At 55.4% G+C, this 19,734-nt stretch carries 19 protein-coding genes; 12 read left to right on the top strand and 7 right to left on the bottom strand.

What is annotated here, in order from left to right:
• The first annotated feature begins 73 nt into the window (after positions 1 to 73).
• Positions 74 to 382, top strand: a complete 309-nt coding sequence (locus TAN611_RS02760; RefSeq protein WP_203067244.1) for a contact-dependent growth inhibition system immunity protein — start codon at positions 74 to 76, stop codon at positions 380 to 382.
• A gap of 40 nt (positions 383 to 422) precedes the next feature.
• On the opposite strand, the gene TAN611_RS02765 is transcribed toward TAN611_RS02760, so the two are convergent.
• Positions 423 to 1,295, bottom strand: a complete 873-nt coding sequence (locus TAN611_RS02765) for a phosphorothioated DNA-binding restriction endonuclease (RefSeq protein WP_203067245.1) — start codon at positions 1,293 to 1,295, stop codon at positions 423 to 425.
• A gap of 300 nt (positions 1,296 to 1,595) precedes the next feature.
• Between TAN611_RS02765 and TAN611_RS02770 the strand changes: the two genes are divergently transcribed.
• A complete protein-coding gene (locus TAN611_RS02770) occupies positions 1,596 to 1,940 on the top strand; it encodes a putative T6SS immunity periplasmic lipoprotein (protein WP_238404499.1) in 345 nt (114 codons plus the stop codon).
• 126 nt (positions 1,941 to 2,066) lie between these two features.
• Here the strand turns inward: TAN611_RS02770 and TAN611_RS02775 are convergent, their stop codons facing one another.
• Positions 2,067 to 3,407 (bottom strand): aspartate aminotransferase family protein, encoded by a 1,341-nt coding sequence (locus TAN611_RS02775; RefSeq protein ID WP_203067247.1) that lies wholly within the window; start codon positions 3,405 to 3,407, stop codon positions 2,067 to 2,069.
• Positions 3,408 to 3,439: 32 nt separating this feature from the next.
• Entirely contained in the window at positions 3,440 to 4,804 is a 1,365-nt protein-coding gene (gene eat / locus TAN611_RS02780) for an ethanolamine permease (RefSeq protein ID WP_203067248.1), read from the bottom strand.
• 243 nt (positions 4,805 to 5,047) lie between these two features.
• On the opposite strand from eat, the gene TAN611_RS02785 reads away from it, so the two are divergent.
• From TAN611_RS02785 to TAN611_RS02815, 7 genes are all read left to right on the top strand, one after another.
• Positions 5,048 to 6,052 carry a phosphotransferase enzyme family protein gene (locus TAN611_RS02785; RefSeq protein WP_203067249.1) on the top strand — a complete coding sequence of 335 codons (1,005 nt, stop codon included), beginning with the start codon at positions 5,048 to 5,050 and terminating at the stop codon, positions 6,050 to 6,052.
• A gap of 142 nt (positions 6,053 to 6,194) precedes the next feature.
• Positions 6,195 to 7,253, top strand: a complete 1,059-nt coding sequence (locus TAN611_RS02790) for an AraC family transcriptional regulator (protein WP_203067250.1) — start codon at positions 6,195 to 6,197, stop codon at positions 7,251 to 7,253.
• A 329-nt stretch (positions 7,254 to 7,582) separates the two neighbouring features.
• A complete protein-coding gene (locus TAN611_RS02795; protein WP_197951174.1) occupies positions 7,583 to 8,116 on the top strand; it encodes a type IV secretion protein Rhs in 534 nt (177 codons plus the stop codon).
• A 2-nt stretch (positions 8,117 to 8,118) separates the two neighbouring features.
• Positions 8,119 to 8,532, top strand: coding sequence for a putative T6SS immunity periplasmic lipoprotein (locus tag TAN611_RS02800; RefSeq protein WP_203067251.1), 414 nt, complete (start codon positions 8,119 to 8,121; stop codon positions 8,530 to 8,532).
• A 185-nt stretch (positions 8,533 to 8,717) separates the two neighbouring features.
• The gene (locus tag TAN611_RS02805) at positions 8,718 to 9,110 is read left to right on the top strand and encodes a putative T6SS immunity periplasmic lipoprotein (RefSeq protein WP_203067252.1); all 393 of its coding nucleotides are present in this window, start codon (positions 8,718 to 8,720) and stop codon (positions 9,108 to 9,110) included.
• A gap of 89 nt (positions 9,111 to 9,199) precedes the next feature.
• The gene (locus tag TAN611_RS02810) at positions 9,200 to 9,607 is read left to right on the top strand and encodes a putative T6SS immunity periplasmic lipoprotein (RefSeq protein ID WP_203067253.1); all 408 of its coding nucleotides are present in this window, start codon (positions 9,200 to 9,202) and stop codon (positions 9,605 to 9,607) included.
• Positions 9,608 to 9,696: 89 nt separating this feature from the next.
• Positions 9,697 to 10,071: a putative T6SS immunity periplasmic lipoprotein gene (locus tag TAN611_RS02815; RefSeq protein WP_203067254.1), complete on the top strand. Its 375-nt coding sequence runs from the start codon at positions 9,697 to 9,699 to the stop codon at positions 10,069 to 10,071.
• 46 nt (positions 10,072 to 10,117) lie between these two features.
• On the opposite strand, the gene TAN611_RS02820 is transcribed toward TAN611_RS02815, so the two are convergent.
• Together TAN611_RS02820 and bglF are read right to left on the bottom strand one after the other, a co-directional pair.
• Positions 10,118 to 11,515: a glycoside hydrolase family 1 protein gene (locus tag TAN611_RS02820; RefSeq protein ID WP_105229604.1), complete on the bottom strand. Its 1,398-nt coding sequence runs from the start codon at positions 11,513 to 11,515 to the stop codon at positions 10,118 to 10,120.
• Positions 11,508 to 13,397: a PTS beta-glucoside transporter subunit IIABC gene (gene bglF, locus TAN611_RS02825; protein ID WP_203067255.1), complete on the bottom strand. Its 1,890-nt coding sequence runs from the start codon at positions 13,395 to 13,397 to the stop codon at positions 11,508 to 11,510. The genes TAN611_RS02820 and bglF overlap by 8 nt, the downstream gene beginning before the upstream one ends.
• 633 nt (positions 13,398 to 14,030) lie before the next feature.
• On the opposite strand from bglF, the gene TAN611_RS02830 reads away from it, so the two are divergent.
• From TAN611_RS02830 to licT, 3 genes are all read left to right on the top strand, one after another.
• The gene (locus TAN611_RS02830) at positions 14,031 to 14,819 is read left to right on the top strand and encodes a histidine phosphatase family protein (protein WP_203067256.1); all 789 of its coding nucleotides are present in this window, start codon (positions 14,031 to 14,033) and stop codon (positions 14,817 to 14,819) included.
• A 90-nt stretch (positions 14,820 to 14,909) separates the two neighbouring features.
• Positions 14,910 to 16,256: an OprD family outer membrane porin gene (locus TAN611_RS02835; protein ID WP_203067745.1), complete on the top strand. Its 1,347-nt coding sequence runs from the start codon at positions 14,910 to 14,912 to the stop codon at positions 16,254 to 16,256.
• A gap of 186 nt (positions 16,257 to 16,442) precedes the next feature.
• Complete coding sequence (gene licT, locus TAN611_RS02840) at positions 16,443 to 17,288, top strand: BglG family transcription antiterminator LicT (RefSeq protein ID WP_160028617.1); 846 nt, start codon at positions 16,443 to 16,445, stop codon at positions 17,286 to 17,288.
• 170 nt (positions 17,289 to 17,458) lie between these two features.
• Here licT and TAN611_RS02845 read toward each other — a convergent pair whose 3' ends face one another.
• Together TAN611_RS02845 and TAN611_RS02850 are read right to left on the bottom strand one after the other, a co-directional pair.
• Positions 17,459 to 18,256 carry an APH(3') family aminoglycoside O-phosphotransferase gene (locus TAN611_RS02845; protein ID WP_203067257.1) on the bottom strand — a complete coding sequence of 266 codons (798 nt, stop codon included), beginning with the start codon at positions 18,254 to 18,256 and terminating at the stop codon, positions 17,459 to 17,461.
• Between the two features lie 19 nt (positions 18,257 to 18,275).
• Positions 18,276 to 19,436 (bottom strand): HNH endonuclease signature motif containing protein, encoded by a 1,161-nt coding sequence (locus tag TAN611_RS02850; protein ID WP_238404500.1) that lies wholly within the window; start codon positions 19,434 to 19,436, stop codon positions 18,276 to 18,278.
• Positions 19,437 to 19,734: the final 298 nt, after the last annotated feature.

Genomic DNA, 19,734 nt, shown 5'->3' on the forward strand with positions numbered 1-19,734 from the left:
GTGCTCGATTTACAAGAATATAATGGCAAGCCATATTATATCCTCACCGCATTCCCAACACCGTAGGCAACGTATGCAAAACTTTTATTATCTTGACCAGTTGATTCAGGGCTACTTCAACCAGGATGCCGACCTGATCAACGAGGGTGAAGACTCTATCGAAGGGATTATCGCCCTGTTCAAACAGACGGCGTCTGACGAAGTACTGAAGGAACTGGCGGAAGAGGTTGATGCCTTCCTGAATAGTTATCAGGATCGACTCGAGGAAGCGTTTACGCAGCGCTATGGCCTTGATTTTTCGCCGCAGCTGTGGGAGACGACGGCGCATGATTTCCTGCTAACGGTGCGTACCATGGCCCTTGGCCAAACAGCAACACACTAAGCAACAGCACGTCAGCCGCCATCCATCGCGCGGCTCTCTCTCAAGCCTTAAAAATCTGCTTTCGGTGCCAGCCGACGTACTGCTCCGCAGGCCATAGCGCGTTGTCATGAGGCAATAACAGCCGCTGTTGGTTCTTCTGCCAGAACAGCTGATCCACCACCGGGCTGCGGCTTACGCCGCCGGAGATGCGGATCGTCATATCTTCATCCAGCCCAAATGCGCCCATATCAAAGGCGGAGTGATGCAGCGAGCACAGCGCTATCCCGTTGCTGATCACGCACGGGCCGCCGTACACCTTCCAATGAATATGCGCGGCTTCGATGCCGACCAGCGCGCCGTCCAGTCGCAGATCGTAACCGCAGAAGGCGCAGCGGGAGTGGTAGGCGCGCAGCACGATCTCCCGAAAGCGCGGATCGCGGTTGTTGGAACGATCGATAAAATCAAAGCCCAACTGATTGGCCAGAATGCGCTGGACGCTTTCAGGGAAGCGATCGGTCAGGATCTGTTGCGCCAGCTTATCGATCTCCTGCGGATGTTCCTGCAGCCGCCGGTAGTGCGTCTCATCAAAGCCGCCGGCAACCTGGTTATCAATCAGCTCCTTTTTGGTGGGCTGAGTGTTCCCCTTGCGCGGTTTACAGCTCTCCGCGTTGACGATCTCCCAGAACCCGTCGGTCCTCAGGCGCCAGAAGGGCATATTGGGGTAGTCGGTGCGGCGCTTGGGGCCGAACTCTTTCAGCAGCCGGGTCAGCGGCTCATGGATCTCCCGGCCATAGTTAAACAGGCGCGGGTGGCCGGCTTTGTACTGCGACAGCACATACAGCAGCAATAAGGGCTTATGCGGCGCGCACACGTCGCCCTGACGCCATACCGAAACGTTAGAGATGGCCGATTGTAATGCTGCAAATGTTGTCATAGGGATGAACCGCTTAACGGACTGATGTTATTGCGATCATGCTCGCAAAAACGGGGAAGTTCAATCGCTACGGCAGCGGTAAACATACTGGGCAGGATGCGCAATAAGGTGGCCGGTGTTACGCAACCTGTTTACAGGATGCGCGTAAGACCCCACCGATTGACGGTTCGGCTGAGAAAGTGCTCTTATCTCATCTGGCTCAGGATGGCAGGATTCTTATATGGAAAATGGACAGGGTAAGTCATGAACAAATGGATATTATCGGGAGCAATACTCCTGCTGACGGGATGCCCCGGCCCGATGGATCCGGTAACGCTTACGCTGCCGGCGCAGGCTGCGGTGGTGGATAACCGGGTCTGTATCACCGTTCCGGCCGAAGAGGGGGAGAAGGTGTTCTCTGCCCAGTTTGGCAGCGATGCGGGGCAGGAGATGTATAAAACCTTTGGTGATGCGGATAAGCAGTTCAAGGCGGTAAAGGGCGCATGCCTGCCCACCTTTGGTTTTGCATTCAAGCCTGATAATACCTATGCCGTTTACTACCGTCTGGAAAAGAACCCCACGGAAAAAGGGCGGCTGTTTGCGGCACGCTTCTCCCTGACGCAAGATAACAACGGCAGGCTGCAAATAGTGCAGTACCAGAGATGAATGGTAGCGATGCTCGGCACCGCTACCACATCTTACCCCCGACACCAACTGAGCCAGGCTCTCTCCCTGACTCAGTTCATGCCGTTTTCTGAAGCTGGCGTTATGCCGCCATCAGGCGCGTTGATCTTACCCACGTAAGCGGGTCAGGCAGCGGTCAAGCGCGCTCACCAGCCAGTCGATATCTGCCTCTTGGAAGCATAACGGCGGGCGCAGCTTAAGGACGTTGCCGTAAGGACCGGCGACGGAGGTCAGCACAAACTCCTCGCGCAGCGCTTCGATCAGATTCAGCGCCAAAGCTTTATCCGGCTGCTTGCTTTCCCGGTCGGTGACCAGTTCGAAGCCAATAAACAGCCCTGCGCCGCGCACGTCGCCGACGCATTCATGCTTATCCTGCAAGGTGCGCAGCGCCGCCAGCAACTGCTGGCCGGTACGCAGGCTGTGGGCCTGCAGCTCTTCCTGCTGAATCACGTTCAATACCGCCTGGGCCGCCGCCATGGCAACGGGGTTGCCGCCAAAGGTATTAAAATAGGGAAGCGCATCGCTGAACGCCGCCAGCACCTCCGCCTTAGCCATCAGTCCCGAGACCGGGAAACCGTTGCCCATCGGCTTGCCGGTGGTCACAACATCCGGCACCACATCGTGGCGGGCAAATCCCCAGAATGCTTCGCCGGTACGGGCAAAGCCGGGCTGGACTTCATCGGCAATAAAAATCCCGCCGTTTTTATGGACGACGTCGATCGCCGGCTGCAGAAAGCCGCGCGGGCCGGGCAACACGCCGTCGGAAGAGAAAATAGAGTCAGCCAGGAAGCCGGCAAACTTAATGCCGTGGGCCGCCATATCATCAATCTGCTTTTGTATCTCTGCCGCAAACCAGGCTCCGGGGTCGGCGGTCTGGTTGCGGTAAAAATCCGGCGCGGCCACCAGGCGGGTTTCAGCGGCCAGAGGCTGGCCGCTGCCCAGCGCCGGTGATACGCCGGAGGTGAGCGAACTGGTGCCGTGGTAGGCCTCGCGGGAGACAATAATCCCGGTGCCGCCGCTCCAGGCGTGGGCAATGCGAATCGCCAGGTCATTGGCCTCCGAGCCGGTGCACATATACATCGCCCGGTTGATTTCTGCGGGCAGGGTGGCAAGCAGTGACTCGCTGTAATCAAGAATATGTTCATGCAGATAGCGGGTATGGGTATTTAACTGCGTCATCTGCTGGTGAACGGCGTCGATCACCGCCGGATGGCAGTGGCCGATACTGGCGACGTTGTTGTAAACATCCAGGTATTTATTCCCCTGTTTATCCCACAGATACTGGCCCTGTCCGCGCACCAGATGCACCGGATTACGGTAAAACAGCCGGTAGGACTCGCCGAGGATTTTGCTGCGTTTATCGGTTAAGCGGCGGATCTCCGGGGCCAGACTGTCGGCATGCTCGGCACGAAAGCTGTTGGTGTCCATGATGGTGGATTGTACGGTCATAATGACTCCTTGATTCAGGCGCAGTGGCGGACTTATTCGTTGGTTACGGCAGCCGGAGTACGGGCAAGCGCGTTTCTCCGGGCATGCGTGGTCAGAAAATAGAGATAACCCGCGACCATAAACGCCAGGAATAGCGCGCCAATCTGCGGGTTAAACCACAGCATGGCGGCCAGACAAACGACGGCGCAGCACAGGGCAATAGCGGGGATTAACGGGTAGCCGGGGGCCATGTAGCTGCGGAGTAAGCCGGGTTCACTGCGGCGCAGCTTAAACAGGCTCAGCATGCTCATGATGTACATCACGATGGCGCCGAACACCGCCATGGTGATCATCGCGGCGGTCAGGCTCATACCCTGCAGGCTGATGCCATCGGAGAAGATGGCCGCAATGCCAATGACGCCGCCGGCAAGTATCGCCCGGTGAGGGGTCTGAAAGCGCGACAGTTTAGCCAGCGCAGGGGGCAGATAACCGGAGCGGGCCAGCGCATAGAACTGGCGGGAATAGCCCATGATAATGCCGTGGAAGCTGGCAATCAGGCCAAACAGGCCGATCCACACCAGCATGTGCATCCAGCGGGAATCGTTGCCGACCAGCATTTTCATCGCCTGCGGCAGCGGATCGTTAATATCAGACAGGGTGCGCCAGTCGCCGGCGCCGCCGGCCAGCACCATCACGCCCACTGCCAGAACAACCAGCGTGATGATGCCGCTGATATAGGCTCTGGGGATGGTCCGGCGCGGGTCCTTGGCCTCTTCGGCGGCCATTGCCGCCCCCTCGATCGCGAGGAAAAACCAGATAGCGTAAGGGATTGCGGCAAAAATACCGGATACTGACGCGGCAGAGAAACTGTCGCTGCCCGCCCAGCCGTGGGCGACAAAGTTAGCCAGGCTGAAGCCCGGCGCGACAACCCCCATAAAGACAAAGAGTTCGATGACGGCCAGCAACGTAACCAGCAGTTCGAAGGTGGCGGCGATACTGACGCCGACAATATTCAGCCCCATAAAGATCAGGTAGGCGCAGACCGCGACCAGTTTGGGGTTCAGTTCCGGGTACTGGACATTCAGGTAAGCGCCAATCGCCATGGCGATGGCCGGCGGGGCGAAGACAAACTCAACCAGCGTGGCGATACCGGCAATCAGACCGCCGGTATCACCAAATGCACGACGGCTATAGGCAAAGGGGCCGCCGGCTTGCGGGATCGCGGTGGTCAGTTCGGTAAAGCTAAAAATAAAGCAGGTATACATCAGGGCAATAAATAAGGTGGTGACCAGAAAGCCCAGCGTGCCTGCCGTTCCCCAGCCATAACTCCAGCCGAAATACTCACCGGAAATCACCAGCCCGACGGCAATTCCCCACAGCTGCAGGGTGCCGAGAGTAGGTTTAAGTGTATTTTTCATCACTGCATTCCCCGTCGGTGTCATAGAAGAAATGTGATGCCATTAACGCTGGCCTGTTGATAATGGCCCGCCGAACGGGGAAAAACTTGACCGCAGAAGACAGATGGCCGCCGGCTAAGGTCAACTCAGGGAGTGAACGGGGGGAAGCGCCGGCTGCGGTCAACTTTCTCTGTCGCCGCGTCAAGCCAGCCAAAAAGGTTCAGCGCCATTCTGAAGCCACCTTCAGAAACAACGGAGCTGGACATGAGCGCGAAACAGTACGACACCCTGAGTAACGAGATGATCCTCCGGCTGGCCCATCAGGCGCTGGCCAATTATCCGCAATACGCGGGTGCCACGGTCCGGCTGCTGTGCCGTTCGGAAAATGCCACCCTGCAGGTGACCCATGCCGGCAGCCGGTTTGCGCTGCGCATTCATCGCGGCGATTATCACGATCGGCAGGATATTGAAAGCGAGCTGCTCTGGCTGGACGCCCTGCGCGAGGCCGGTATTGCGGTGCCGCAAGCGATCAGAGATGGCCGGGGAGAGCGGATTCAGCGGTTACCCCTGGCCGACGGCGGCCAGCGCTACAGCGTATTGTTTCACTGGATCGACGGGGAAATGCCGACGACCGGCATCGACCCGGCGGCCTTCCGTCAGCTGGGAAATATCACCGCGCGGCTACACCAGCACAGCCGCAGCTGGCAAAAGCCCGCTGGTTTTCGCCGCATTATCTGGGATCACCAGAGCATGGTGTCGGCGGCCAGCCACTGGGGGGACTGGCGGGATGCGCCCGGCCTCGATCCACGGGAACATCAGCCGATCGAGGAGGCTATCCGGCACGTGGGCCGGCAGATGGCGGAGTTTGGTCAGTCGCCGCAGCACTATGGCCTGATTCATGCGGATCTGCGCTTAACCAATCTGCTGTTACACCATGGGGAAACCCGGGTGATTGATTTTGATGACTGCGGTATGGGCTGGTATCTGCATGATTTGGCTGCGGCCATCAGTTTTGTGGAGCACCATGCCAGCGCGCCGCAGTGGATCGAAAACTGGTTACGCGGATATGAGCAGGTTGCGCATATCAGCGATCGGGAACTGGCGATCGTTCCGGCGATGTTGATCCAGCGGCGTATCCAGCTTACCGCATGGGTTGCCTCACACCGGGAAACGGAAATGGCGCAAAGCCTGGGAGCTGCCTGGAGCAGCCATACCGTGCGTTTATGTCAACGCTATCTGGCCGGCACGGCGTTACCCGTCGGCGTATGAACGCACACTCCTGGCGCATCCGGGGTAACTATGGTGCAAATCATCAGTGGGCGCTTTCATAATTGACTGATTATAAGAAAATTATGGTTGGTATATTTTTTGCTGGATAACTGCCTATACGTAGCCTTCAGTGGAATTAATCATGACCATGATGCAATCAGACAGTGCGTTGTCTGCGCTCTCCGGCGCAGTGGGTGGGCACCGCGGTGTGTTGTCGGCGGCCGCAACGGGGCTTAGTGATTTCATCGGTTCCCAGGGAGGGGACGTTGACCGAATTTTCGGTATCAGCGGTATTGATCCCGAGAACCTCTCCTGCCCAACCCTGAGTCTGGATCTGGTGAGCTATTGCCGGGTGATGGAGGAGGCGGCCCATCTGGCCGTTTGTGATAATTTCGGGCTTTATTACGGCCAGCAGTTCCGGCCGCAGTCATTAGGGCTTATCGGCTATATTGGCCTGTGCTCGGCCACTCTCGAGCAGGCGCTGCGCAATCTGGTCAGCGCCTTTCCGTTTCATCAGCACAACACGCTGATTCAACTGACCGAACGTCATGACAGCTGGCAGTTGGACTATCAGGTACGCCACGGGGCGATCCTCTCCCGGCGCCAGGATGCTGAGCTTACGCTGGGCATGTTTCTGAACCTTATCCGCCGCGCGGCAGGCAAGCACTGGGCGCCCAGAGAAGTACATTTTGAACATCCCCGCCCCGAGCAGTGGCACGAGCACTGTAAGGTATTTGACGCCCCGGTTTATTTTGAGCAGCCGTTTAACTCCATGATCATTAATAAAGCCGACGTTGCGCGCAAAATGCCCGACCACGATCCGATGCTGCTGCTGGTCATGCAGGATGCGATCCGGCGTCTGAGCGCGGATCCGGTTAGCCAGTGCTGTGTTCACCTGACCCGGACCGGCATCCAGCTGCAGCTGGTCAATGGTGAACCGTCGCTTGAGGTGGTTGCTGAAAGGCAGGGGCTTTCCGCCTGGTCTCTGCAGCGGCGCCTGCGTGAGGAAAATACCAGCTTCAGCGCGCAGGTTGACCAGGTGCGTAAAGAGATGGCGATCCACTACCTGAGGCAGCCGCATCTTTCCGTTTCGGAAATGGCGCTGTTGCTGGGGTATTCCGAGGTGAGCGCCTTTTCACGGGCATTTCGCCGCTGGTTTGGCTGTAGCCCCCGCCACTACCGCCAGTCCAGGGCGGGTTAGCGGCGTTAATTTCAGTTCATCGCGCTTTATCAGCGAACTGTTGCAGGGGTTTTATATCTCATTCTTAGTAATGGCGGGACCACTAATGATAAGTAAAGAATTATCCTGATTTTCTTATAACCCTAGCTATTAAAATGTAGTTGTTAACTTGTTTTTAAGACCATGCCTGTAATGTTTTCCACCTAATAGCTTATAAAAATAGCCACCCTAATATTATCCTTGGGTAATGTTATGTCATTTCTTACTATGAACCTGTTAATCCTTTCATTATTGACTCAATGGAATACAAATAGTTTCATCCCTTTTATTTACGACAGGGAGTCGTATATATGGAAAAAAGACAAGGTATAACAAGGCCCCTTACTATTGGTGAGATTAACTTGGCATGCTCCATGTTTGGTCGTTCAATTTTCTACGACAAAGTCAAAGTGCATTGTGATAGTTACCTACCATTTGGTCTACAATCGCAGGATGTTGCTATGGCCCCCAATGGGGAGTTATGGTTTAGAGATAAGCTCTATCAACATGATTTTTCAGCGTCTTATGTTGAAGATAAACACCTTTTTATCCATGAGATGACTCACGTTTGGCAGTATCAACATGGGATGTGGGTCAGAACCAGAGGGTTGTTTAGCTGGGCTGCCGAGTATAAATACAGGCTCGATGGGAAAAGAGTGTTGAAAAACTACCCAATGGAGCAGCAGGCATCTATTATTGCTGATTATTGGTTGCTGAAGACATCGGGATATAATAAATGGTTGAGAGGGGTTGGTAATGGTGTGAATTTTCAGGGGGTAAGTGATAAATATATCATTAGAAAGTATGAGTATGCATTGTCTCAATTTTTTAATCAGCGGCGATAATAATGAAAAAATTACTGGTTGTTAGCTCATGCAGCATCTTCCTGACCGGTTGTATGCACCTGAACGATCCCAGACCAAAACATTTCCGGGCATCTGTCACCACCGTTACTAATCAGGTTTGCATGATGGTGCAGCCGGAAGGTGATGAGAAGCTGATAAGCCTGACGATTAACGAGGTCGGCAATGATAAAAACCAACTCAGCAAGGTTTACTATGATGACGCGCTAACGATCCCGGCCGATACGTGCGTGCCCACTTTTGGTTACCCGTTTAAAGCTGGGAAAACCTACGGCTTCTCGGTGATCCTAGAGTCGCAGGCGAAAAGAAAACGGGGCATTCAGCCCGCTTCGCGCATCTACGGTGTCAGCTTTAGCCTGAGGGAAAACAACGGTCAGTTGGAAGCTAATGCTCTGTAGCAGTAGGAAAGGGTAAACCAAGGTGAATGCTGGGTTTATGGTCTTCAATGGCCATTGTCTAGTTTGGCTGCGGAGGGGTATAAAATGTTTGGTTATGTGAATAAGCAGCCCAAGGCAGTAAAGGGCGAATACCTTCCTACCCTTGGTTTTTAGTTCAAGCTTGATAACGCTACAGGATAAAATTTATGGCAAGGAAAGCATTTTTACTGATACTGCCATTGCTTCTTTCCGGCTGCTGGATGGGGGATAAGTTCCCGCTGTATCCGGCGCAGGCCAGCGTGGTTAACAGCCGGGTGTGCGTCTTTGTCAATCAGGATGATATCGCCGCCAAAGGAGAAGATGTACGCAGGATTGCCATTTGGCACAACGCCAGCGGCGCTTATGTGTATGAAAAAGCCTATGGCGATAAGCTGAACAAACTCAGTTTAACGCCTGGCCAGTGCCTGCCGGGAATAGCGGAGTATAATTTTGTCCCGGAACAGGGGTACAGCGTGACGGTAAATACCGCGCACAACGCCTATATCGCTAACTTTGTGGTATCTAGGCAGGGCGAAGAGATAACGCTTAAGAAGAGATAAATTCCAGCTAAGCGCCTTAAGTGTTCCCCTGTTGACGCTGTGTACGGCGCGGGGAGCTATATGTTTTCCATGTGGGGATAATAATAACGATGAAAAGGATTTTTTGTCTTACGCCGTTGGTATTTTTACTCTCCGGCTGTTTTCATTTTGGTGACCCGCGGCCTCCCTTGATGCGGGCCAAAGTGCTGACGGTCGCGAATAAGGTGTGCATGATGGTGCAACCGAAAGGGGACGAGCAAATTGTGACGGTGAGTATCCGTGAAGTCGGAGACGATCGTCATGTCTTGGAAAAATATGACCTGAATCTTCCCGCCTCAGTGAATAAGTGTGTTCCCACGTTCGACTACCCGTTTAAGGTGGGCAAGGCCTACGGCTTCTCCGTGATCCTGGAGTCGCCGGCCAAACTCAAACGAGGTGTTCAGCCTGCTGCGCGTATTTACGGCGTCAGCTTCAGCCTGTGGGAAAATAACGGCCAGCTGGAGGCTAACGAGTTGTAGAGGTCGGAAAAGGGTAAGCCAAGGTGAACACTGGTCGCAGGCGTTTGGCGCCTATCTGTAATAGCATCAATTTCAAGGAACGAAGACGTATGCAAAGAACCTTACCTGTAGCTGGCGTGCTATTTTTGCTGACTGGCTGTCCCGGCCCTGCGGACAGAGGCGTACCCCGTATCCCCGCCTCCGTCGTTGTGAAGGACAACAGCATTTGCCCACTGTCGCCCATGCGGGCGGGCGAGCAGATAACCGCGCTGCAAATCTACAGCGATGCGGGTGATAAGTTGATTAAGCTGCTGGATGATGCCCCTATCTATGCCCCACAAGACGGCTGTTTGCCACTATTTGGCTATGCATTTCTTCCCGGGAAAAATTACGTCGTCGCCTATGACGTGGCGGCCTTGGAGCAGCCGGTGTCGCATGTGATTATTGCCGGGTTTTCGGTGTCTTCTGACAGCACACTGCTCTGACAGGCCGATCAGGCGCAGCCCGCAGGCTGCGCTTATCATGATGACGTTAGCCCTTCAGCGTTCCGCCGTGGGTTTTAATCACCTGCTGATACCACCAGAAGCTGTCCTTGCGGCTGCGGTTCAGCGTGCCGGAACCGTCCTGGTTCAGGTCGACGTGGATAAAGCCATAGCGCTTGCCGACCTCCGCCTTGGAGGCGCTGATCAAATCTATCGGCCCCCATGAGGTATAGCCCATCAGCTCCACGCCGTCGTCGATTGCCTCGCGCACCTGCACCAGATGGTCGTTCAGGTAGCTGATGCGGTAGTCATCGTGAATCTGGCCGTCGGCGTCCGGCTGGTCATTGGCGCCCAGGCCGTTCTCCACGATAAACAGCGGCTTCTGGTAGCGATCCCACAGCGTATTAAGCAGCGTGCGCAGGCCGAGCGGGTCAATCTGCCAGCCCCACTCCGAGCTGGCCAGATGCGGGTTGGGCACCATATCCAGAATATTGCCGCGTAGCTTCTCCACCAGCGCCGGGTCGGCGGTGACGCAGCCGGTCATATAGTAGCTGAAGGAGATAAAGTCGACGGTGTGGCGCAGCGCCGCCAGGTCTTCCGGCAGAATCTGCAGGCTGATGTCATGCTCGCGGAAGTAACGCTGCATATAGCCGGGATAGGCGCCGCGGCACTGCACATCGCCAAAGAACTGCCAGCTGCGGTTGTCCTGCAGCGTGGCGAACACGTCCTCCGGCTTACTGGAGAGCGGATAGGTCAGGCCGCCCAACAGCATATTGCCGATGCGCGCGTCCGGGATCAGTTCGTGGCAGGCCTTCACCGCCAGGCCGCTGGCCACCAGCTGGTGGTGTATTGCCTGATACACCGCCGTGCGGCTGCTGCCCTCCGGCAGGCCGACGCCGGTCATCGGCGCGTGCAGCGACATATTAATCTCATTAAAGGTCAGCCACAGTTTTACCTTGTCGCGGTAGCGGTTGAACACCGTGCGGGCGTAACGCTCAAAGAAGGCGATGACTTTACGGTTGCCCCAGCCGCCGTAGTTCTCCACCAGCGCCCAGGGCATCTCGTAGTGCGACAGCGTCACCAGCGGCTGAATATTGTGGCGCGCCAGCTCATCGAACAGCCTGTCGTACCAGGCCAGCCCGGCTTCGTTCGGCTCCTGCTCGTCGCCCTGCGGGAAAATACGCGTCCAGGCGATGGACACCCGCAGGCAGCTGAAGCCCATCTCGGCGAACAGGGCGATATCCTCCGGGTAGCGGTGATAAAAGTCGATGGCGACGTCTTTAATGCTGAAGTCGCCGGGCGTGCGCTCACGCACCTGGCCGAACACGCCGTCCGGCATCACGTCCGAGGTCGACAGCCCTTTGCCGTCCGTCAGATAGGCGCCTTCAACCTGGTTGGCCGCCAGCGCGCCGCCCCATAAAAAACCGTCCGGGAATGTCTTATTCATGGTTATCTCCTTTGTTGTTGCGCTTAACCTGCAGGAACGACGCGCCTGCATGCACATCAGGGGTGGGATAGATGCTCTCCACGCCGGCGTAATCCTCGCTGTTGCTGATAATCACCGGGGTGCTGAGGTCGTAGCCGGCGCGCAGAATCGCCTCGCGATCGAACTCCACCAGCAGGTCGCCGGGGGCGATTTTGTCGCCCTCTTTGATATGGGCGGTAAAGTGCTCACCGTTCAGTTTTACCGTGTCGATGCCGACGTGGATCAGCACCTCGATGCCGCTGTCGCTCAGCAGGCCGAGGGCGTGCCTGGTGGAAAACAGCGACGCTACCTCGCCGTGAAACGGCGCCACCACTCGTCCTTCGGCGGGAATGATCGCCGCGCCTTGGCCCATCAGGCCGCTGGCGAAGGTCGGGTCCGGCACCGCATCCAGCGCGACGGCCACGCCGGTCAGCGGCGCCAGAATATCGTCGTCGCCGGCGGCGGCCGGCGCTGTAGCGGCGTCTTCAGCCGTTGCCGGCTGTTTCGGCAGCCCGGCGATCAGAGTCAGCAGCGCGGCCAGCACCAACGCCACCACGACGCCGATAATTGCGCCCCATACCGTGGTGTCGAAGCCGCTGGCGGGGATGACCTGCGCCAGCGTAAAAATGCTGGCCAGACCAAAGGAATAAACTTTGCTTTGGGCAAGGGCGATAATTGCGCCGCCAACCGCGCCGCCGACGCAGCCGAAAATAAACGGGCGGCGGTTGGGCAGCGTGACGCCGTACACCACGGGTTCGGTAATGCCGAACACGCCGGCGACGGCGCCGGAGCCGGCCAGCGTTTTCAGGCGCGGGTCACGGGTCTTCAGGAACACGCCGATCGCGGCGCCCACCTGGCCAAATACCGCCGGCAGCAGCAGCGGGATCATCGAGTCATGGCCCAGCACCGCCATGTTGTTCATCATCAGCGGCACCAGCCCCCAGTGCAGGCCGAAGATCACGCAAACCTGCCACAACGCGCCGAGAATGCCGCCCGCCAGCCACGGCGCGAATTGATAAACCACCTGGAAACCGGCGGCCAGCAGTTCGCCCAATCCGGTAGCCAGCGGCCCGATGACCAGAAAAGTCAGCGGTACGGTGACCAGCAGGCAAAGCAGCGGCGTGAAGAAGTTTTTCATCGCCGACGGCATCACTTTGTTGCTCTGACGCTCCAGCCAGCAGCAGAACCAGGCGGAGGCGATAATCGGGATCACCGAGGAGACGTAATTAATCAGCACCACGGGGATGCCGAAAAAAGTGATGGTTTCACCCTCGCTGCTGGCATGGAACGCCTCCAGCATCAGCGGGTGCACCAGCGCGCCGCCGATCACCATGGTCAGGAACGGGTTGCCGCCGAATTTTTTACCGGCGGTGTAGCCCAGCACGATCGGCAGGAAGTAGAACAGCGCGTCGCTGGCGGCAAACAGCATGCGGTAAGCGCCGCTGCTCTCGTTCAGCAAGCCGCCGACCAGGCTGAGGGCAAGGAAGCCTTTTAAGATACCCGATGCCGCCATCACGCCGAGGAACGGGGTGAAAATGCCGGAAACCACATCGATAAAGCGCGCCAGCAGGCTGGATTTCTCCCCCTGCTGCGGCGCGGCTGCCGGCGACTCGTCGTTCAGCCCCGCGGCGCGGCAGACCGCCTGATACACCTCGTGCACATGGTTGCCGATCACCACCTGAAACTGCCCGCCGCTTTCGACCACCATAATCACACCGGGGTTGTTCTTCAGCCCGGCGGCGTCCGCCTGCGCCGGGTCGTTGAGTTTAAAGCGCAGCCGGGTCGCGCAGTGCACCAGGCTGATGATGTTTTCCCGCCCGCCGACACCTTGCAGAATGTCGCCGGCCAACTCCTGATATTTCATAGTTATTCCTGTTACTTGGCCCTGGGCGTAGCGTCCGGGCATTTCCGTGGTGAGTGCTGGCTGAGGCTGAATAAAATGCAAAAAAAAACCTAAGAGACCTGCGCGCAATCAATATTGGCGACAGGTCTCTTAGGTTTTGCCTGAATCAGTAACAATCCCAGAATGATAAGAAAATACCCCCGACGGCGTCAGGCGTCCAGCGTGTAAACGACTATTCTGTGATGGGGATCAAGATATCATCGTGGCCGAATGCCGATAACCTATTTATTTATAGAAATGTCCGATATTTCTCTGAGTGTCAGCGATAAGGTTAATTACTTTATTTTCTCGGCTTGATGGCGTTGATAAATAACCATTCTTCTAATGCGTTATTTTTATGCGAGCCGTTAGTCAGGCGGAAATGATATGAGAACGATCACATTTCAGCAGGTATAAAATAAAAATGGCGTGTTATTTTATTCTGCTTGGTGTTAACGTTCCGCCTGTTGGATTGTTACTGTACCTTACAGGCAAAACCTACGCCGGATAGCCGAAATACCGTTGCTGTTATGCAAACGGCTTTCGTTATCCGGCGTAGGTTTTTTTGTTTCTGCTCTGCATCAGGGAAAACTTTCATCAGGAAGGAATTAAAAAATGAAAAAATGGTTAGCAGCACTAATATTATGCACCAGTACGGCGGTTGGCGCGGCGGAAAATACGCCGCCGCAGGTCGACGAGGCGATCTCCATCTATTTCGCCCGCCATGGAAAAACTCTGTTTAATACCTTTGACCGCGTACAGGGATGGGCGGACTCACCGCTGACCGAGGACGGCATCCGCGTGGCGCGCTATCTGGGCGAAGGGCTGAAAGGCATCAAATTCGACAGTTATTACTCCAGCGACGCTGGCCGTCAGCGTGAAACCATGGCGGTTATTTTACGCCAGGCAGGGGTAAAAGATTACCAGCTAACCGAGCTGCCTGGCCTGCGCGAGGCCTTCTTCGGCGGCTTTGAGGGCGGCTGGAATAAAGATATGGCGGACGCCGGCGCGCGGCAGTTGGGGATGAAAGACGGCGGCGAGCTGTTCAGCAAAATGAAGGCGGGCGAGCTGACGCAGGATAAGAGCCAGAACGCGCTGGCGGCGGCAGACCCGAAAGGGATGGCGGAAAATTATCAGCAGGTGAAGCAGAGAACGCAGGCGGCGCTGCGAACTATTGTCGATAATGCCAAAGCACGCGGTGATAAAAACGTGCTGGCGATTTCCTCCGGCACCTCGATGCAGATTATGATTTCTGATTTGACCGAGGATCCGGCTAAGAATAAACCGTTGTCGAACGCCGCAGTGGTCAAAGTGGTGTATCAGAACGGTAAATATACGGTGCCGGAAATTGGCTCCATGAAATATGTTGAAGTCGGAAAACAGGCGCTCGATAAAAATAAATAACCATAAAACCTATTAAACATTACATGGACGAATAGGCCAGGGTAAATAACCCTGGCCGGGATCGCTACGATCATTTTCTGGGGATTAATGATGAAAATTAATTTATTAACCATCGCGTTAGCGACGTGGGTTATTCCCGCCTGCGCCTGGTCATCTTCAACCGACGTGCGTATTCAGGAAAAGGATGCTATTGACCAGGTACTGGCAGACCCCTTTTTTACCCAGTCACAGATGACGCTGTCGCTGAAAAATTACTGGAAATATCTGAAGGAAGACAATACCGAACCGAAAAAAGTGCATAACGCCTGGGGGCAGGGCGTGGCCGTGGACTATCAGTCCGGCTATTTTGCCGATGTGATTGGCGTGGATGTGGTGTATTACGGCGCGGTGAAACTGGGCGCCAGCGACTATTTTAATACGCGCGGCGTGCTGTACAACAACGGCAGTGGTAATGATAAAGGCAACGCCGAAGGGTATAGCAAATTTGGCCAGCGCAACCTCAAATTCAAGTACGTGCTCGGCGACGTAGGGTTACATGCCCGCTGGGGCTGGCAGGTGATGAAAAATGTCGGCGTGATCTCTACCTCCACGCGTCTGTCGCCGACCACCTATTCAGGCTGGCTGGGGGCCGTCGACTATGACGGGTTAACCCTGCGCGGCGCGTATATCGAAAGCTCAATGGACCGCAATTCGCCGGATAAAAAACGCTTTCAGACCAACACCGGTAAATACATTAACCATATCGCCAGTGGCGACCTGTCATGGAAAAGCAAACGGTGGGACTTGAAATACGGCTACGGGGAAAGCGAAAATTATCTGCAGCGCCACATCCTGCAGGCGCATGTTATGCCAGCAGAACGCTTAAAGCTCGGCGCGCAAATCTATGACACCCATGCGCTGGAGGAATATAAAGCGATGCCGGCCAGCAAGCGTGATTTCGATAATCACGCGCGCCATTATACGTTGGAAGCTGGCTGGCGGGCGGATAATTGGAGCACCCAATGGGGGCTGGGTTATACCGACGCTAAAAAAGAGCATCAGGTGGGGTTTTATCCGCGCCACATGAGTAAAAACTCCCGCGGTACTTTCGGCTCGATGGCGTATGCCGGTGATGACTACATGCGTGACGGCGAGGTGATGCTGGCGAATATCTCGGACTATAAGCTGACGCCAAATTTTGCGGTAGGCCTGGCGGGCAATATCGGCCAGTTTAATTATAAAGGCAACCACGTGCGCACCGGGGAAATCAGCGCCTTTACCCGCTGGACGCCTTCTCAGATGCCGCTGAAGAACCTGACCGTCTGGACCATGTTCGGGCCGGGCTGGTCGTATAAAGCCAGCGGTAAAACGCCGGTGCTGAATGATGACGGCCGCTATATGCGATCCCACACCCTCTCTTCCGAGGTGATTATCGAATACAAATTTAAACTGCTCTGATCCCGGTATGGCGACGCCGTCCCGCGTCGTTTTTATTCGCGATCCCGCTCACGTTTCTCCCGTTGCAAGCGCCCCCGGGCGGGGGAAAATGGTAGATTGCAGACGTGGATTGTTACTGCTAAACGCAGGCAAAACCTGATTTCCCGGCCTTCGTCGGGGTCAGGTTTTTTTGTTTCCGGGGTTCAGATGAAAATCGCCAAAATACTTAATAATAATGTGGTGGTGGTTCTGGGTGAGCATCAGCGTGAGCAGGTGGTGATGGGGCGCGGGCTGGCGTTTCAGAAGCGCGTAGGCGACCCGTTGGATGCTGCCATGATTGAAAAAGTGTTCGCGCTGCAGAGCGACGAGCTGGTCAGCCGGCTGGGCGAGCTGCTCAGCCAGATTCCGCTGGAGGTGATGACCGCCTGCGACCGTATTATCGAGCTGGCGCGCGCGCGTCTGGGGAAGCTGCAGGAAAGCCTGTATATCACCCTGACCGACCACTGCCACTACGCCATTGAACGGCAAAAGAGCGGGCTGGCGATCAAGAACGCGCTGCTGTGGGAAACCAAACGCCTCTATCCCAGGGAGTTTGAGCTGGGCCAGGAAGCGCGGGCCATCATCGCCCGGCGGCTCGGCGTGGAGCTGGACGAGGACGAGGCCGGTTTTATCGCCCTGCATCTGGTCACCGCGCAGCTAAACAGCGCCATGCCGGAGGTGATGCACGTGACCCGGGTGATGCAGGAGATCCTGCAGCTGGTGAAGTACCAGCTGCGGCTGGAGTATGATGAAGAGTCGCTCAGCTACCAGCGCTTTGTCACCCACCTGAAGTTTTTCGCCCAGCGCATGCTGACGCGCACCGTGGTGCCGGACGACGACGTCACCCTGCACGGGGCGGTGAAGGACAACTACGCCAAAGCCTGGAAGTGCGCGGAGAAAATTGCGCAGCACCTGCGCAGCGGCTATCAGCGCGATCTGACGACGGAAGAGATTATGTTCCTGACCATTCATATCGAGCGGGTACGCAAAGAGGGCAACAAGCGAACAGGGTGATTTACCTTGCCGATGCCGTTGTAGTTGTTAAACGCATCGCGGAATCATTTTGCAGCGTTAATGATTAGAACCGCTCCTCATCATCTTGCGGCTGGGCATCCCGCATCTTCTTTTTGCCGTTTTATACGGCTTGCTGGCAACCAGGCTTAACCATCGTGTTTGCCGCCGTTTCAGAAAAACTCATCCAGCAGCCGGTAATAATCCAGGCGCGCTTCATCCGGCACGATGCCATACGCGCGGAAAAACGGCGCCACCCAGACGCTGCCCAGGTTGTAGTCGATGCTGCGCGACGCCAGGGCCAGATCCTGATAGCGGTCGGCATAGCCCAGATGGCCGCAGTCGATATAGCCGCTAAAGCGATCGCCGTCCGCCATCAGGTTAGGCAGGCACGGGTCACCGTGGGTCACCACTATATCTTCCGCCTCCGGCGCGGGGCGTCCGGCCAGCAACGTTGCGAACAGCTCGGCGGCGGATTTGCCCTGTCGGCTGGGGTCGAAGTCCGACTCGTCCACCAGGCCGCTCTGCAGGCGCTGCTGCGCCTGTGGGATCAGTACGCTCAGGCGTTGATCGAACGGACAGGCGTGATAAGGCAAGTCATGCAACTGTCGCAGCGCCTGCGCCATGATGGCGACCACCCGTTCAGGCGGCAGCAACGGCTCAGAGGCCAGATCCCGCCCCGGCAGGGCGCTCATCAGCAGCCAGTGATGCTCGGCGTGGCGGGTAAATTCCACCACCGCAGGTACCGCCAGCCCCTGCTGGCCCATCCAGCTCAGCTTTTCCACCTCGGCCGGCAGCCCGCTAAACGCATCGGCCCGTTCCGATTTTAAAAACAGGTCCTCGCCGTGCCGCCGCCGCAGGCGGAAGACGTCCGCATCAGAGCGGCCGATATGCTGCCGCTCAAGGTGGCCCTGTTCCAGCAGCGGCTGCCAGGCCGGGGGGAAGAGCGGGGTGTTATTGTTGATGCTCATGGGGGCCTCTAGTCATACTTTATTCCCAAGTTTTTTCTTTGATAGCGATTTTTTGCATGAGTTTTTTATTTACCTCCTCCCCATCTTCTCCACTATGTATTCTTCGGTGGCAAGTTGGGCAAATTGCACCTACCCATTTGGGGTGATCAGGCCCCTCATCGGCTAAGCGTTTGGTGTGATGTGGCTCTAAGTAAGGTGTCCCATTTTTCTTTTTAAAGGGGGCTGGCTGTTCGCAAGACTCACAGATACCGGCGGCACGTTTTAGCACGTATCTTTTGACATCTTCGCTGCGTTTGTACCAGGAGCGTTTGTTGTCACTATGCTGGTGAGTGCTTGTGGTCATTGATGCTTTCAACGCTTTGCCACGTAATTGCGCGATATTTTCTTTTTCCTGACTTGGCGTTGAGGAAAAATGAGAATCCTCAATGTCTATCTCTTGTTGAGAGTGAACGGGGAATAAATTAAAGCGAATACCTTTCCGTTGATTGCCATCTACATCCGGGCAGTCAATATATTCCCAGGTGTCGCACTCAAACATACCGGCATATCTAACGCCATTTTCCTTAGCTTTATCTTCAAATAAAAAGATATCTTTACCTTTCTCTTTATGCTCAAGAATGGCTTTATTGCCTCTTGTAAAGGCCATGTCGCCTTTTTGGCCTTCACCGGTGTAGATAAAACTACCATCTTTGGTCCAGCCATCCTGATAGCCGTACTCTTGACCGCTTTCACCGGTAAAAATAAAGATTACCGGAAAGTCTTTTGGCGTCCATATGCCACCTTGATATTGCCCACCATAAAGGTCACGTAGTGCTTTGCGCTGATACAGCGTGCCGCTAACTAAGTAACCCAAGGGATGTGGCGTTTCTAGTACCTCGAAACCTAGCTTTTGCAATACGGGAACTACCGTTTTTGCCCCGCCGCTAAAATCTTTACTTTTTAGTGGTTGGCCGAACTCATAGCCGCAAGCAACGGCAACAATGGCTTTGCTGTCATAGCGTTTACCATTGTGTTGGAGGTGGTATTTTCTTGAAGGTTTAAAACCATATATTTTTAAAAATTTGTCGCGACCGATTTGGTCAGACTCCTGCATTGCTTGGAGTACAGCTTCTCTAGAAGACAACATGGTTATCTTAATTGTCAAAATAGACCTCTGGTTTTCCTTGTTCGCTGCATGCATCCGTTGATGCATTCATAAGTAAGCGGGGCCATAAGCCGATACGCCCAAGGCAGGACCCCTTCGCGGATTCGCTGTAGATTGATGGCAGCGACGTAATCGAGTAAGGCGTTAACCTATCGAGTTATAGAATGCTTTAACTATGCCAATTTCTGCGAAGAATGGCTATGTCTGTGAATATGTTTGGTATCAAACTAAACCTGAGTCTATAGGTAGGTGGATTGGCAAATGAGCCCTATTCCCCAACTCCTACTATGTGGAAATTGCGAAAATATTTGCTCGGATTATTCTTCTGTTTTGA

Source organism: Serratia sp. Tan611, from assembly GCF_905188235.1.
Taxonomy (GTDB): Bacteria; Pseudomonadota; Gammaproteobacteria; order Enterobacterales; family Enterobacteriaceae; genus Serratia_B; species Serratia_B rhizosphaerae.

Bases quoted from the DNA above. Each gene is read 5' to 3' on its own strand.
- TAN611_RS02760 (WP_203067244.1), top strand. From the start codon at position 74: ATGCAAAACTTTTATTATCTTGACCAGTTGATTCAGGGCTACTTCAAC.
- TAN611_RS02765 (WP_203067245.1), bottom strand. From the start codon at position 1,295: ATGACAACATTTGCAGCATTACAATCGGCCATCTCTAACGTTTCGGTA.
- TAN611_RS02770 (WP_238404499.1), top strand. From the start codon at position 1,596: ATGGATCCGGTAACGCTTACGCTGCCGGCGCAGGCTGCGGTGGTGGAT.
- TAN611_RS02775 (WP_203067247.1), bottom strand. From the start codon at position 3,407: ATGACCGTACAATCCACCATCATGGACACCAACAGCTTTCGTGCCGAG.
- eat (WP_203067248.1), bottom strand. From the start codon at position 4,804: ATGAAAAATACACTTAAACCTACTCTCGGCACCCTGCAGCTGTGGGGA.
- TAN611_RS02785 (WP_203067249.1), top strand. From the start codon at position 5,048: ATGAGCGCGAAACAGTACGACACCCTGAGTAACGAGATGATCCTCCGG.
- TAN611_RS02790 (WP_203067250.1), top strand. From the start codon at position 6,195: ATGACCATGATGCAATCAGACAGTGCGTTGTCTGCGCTCTCCGGCGCA.
- TAN611_RS02795 (WP_197951174.1), top strand. From the start codon at position 7,583: ATGGAAAAAAGACAAGGTATAACAAGGCCCCTTACTATTGGTGAGATT.
- TAN611_RS02800 (WP_203067251.1), top strand. From the start codon at position 8,119: ATGAAAAAATTACTGGTTGTTAGCTCATGCAGCATCTTCCTGACCGGT.
- TAN611_RS02805 (WP_203067252.1), top strand. From the start codon at position 8,718: ATGGCAAGGAAAGCATTTTTACTGATACTGCCATTGCTTCTTTCCGGC.
- TAN611_RS02810 (WP_203067253.1), top strand. From the start codon at position 9,200: ATGAAAAGGATTTTTTGTCTTACGCCGTTGGTATTTTTACTCTCCGGC.
- TAN611_RS02815 (WP_203067254.1), top strand. From the start codon at position 9,697: ATGCAAAGAACCTTACCTGTAGCTGGCGTGCTATTTTTGCTGACTGGC.
- TAN611_RS02820 (WP_105229604.1), bottom strand. From the start codon at position 11,515: ATGAATAAGACATTCCCGGACGGTTTTTTATGGGGCGGCGCGCTGGCG.
- bglF (WP_203067255.1), bottom strand. From the start codon at position 13,397: ATGAAATATCAGGAGTTGGCCGGCGACATTCTGCAAGGTGTCGGCGGG.
- TAN611_RS02830 (WP_203067256.1), top strand. From the start codon at position 14,031: ATGAAAAAATGGTTAGCAGCACTAATATTATGCACCAGTACGGCGGTT.
- TAN611_RS02835 (WP_203067745.1), top strand. From the start codon at position 14,910: ATGAAAATTAATTTATTAACCATCGCGTTAGCGACGTGGGTTATTCCC.
- licT (WP_160028617.1), top strand. From the start codon at position 16,443: ATGAAAATCGCCAAAATACTTAATAATAATGTGGTGGTGGTTCTGGGT.
- TAN611_RS02845 (WP_203067257.1), bottom strand. From the start codon at position 18,256: ATGAGCATCAACAATAACACCCCGCTCTTCCCCCCGGCCTGGCAGCCG.
- TAN611_RS02850 (WP_238404500.1), bottom strand. From the start codon at position 19,436: ATGCATGCAGCGAACAAGGAAAACCAGAGGTCTATTTTGACAATTAAG.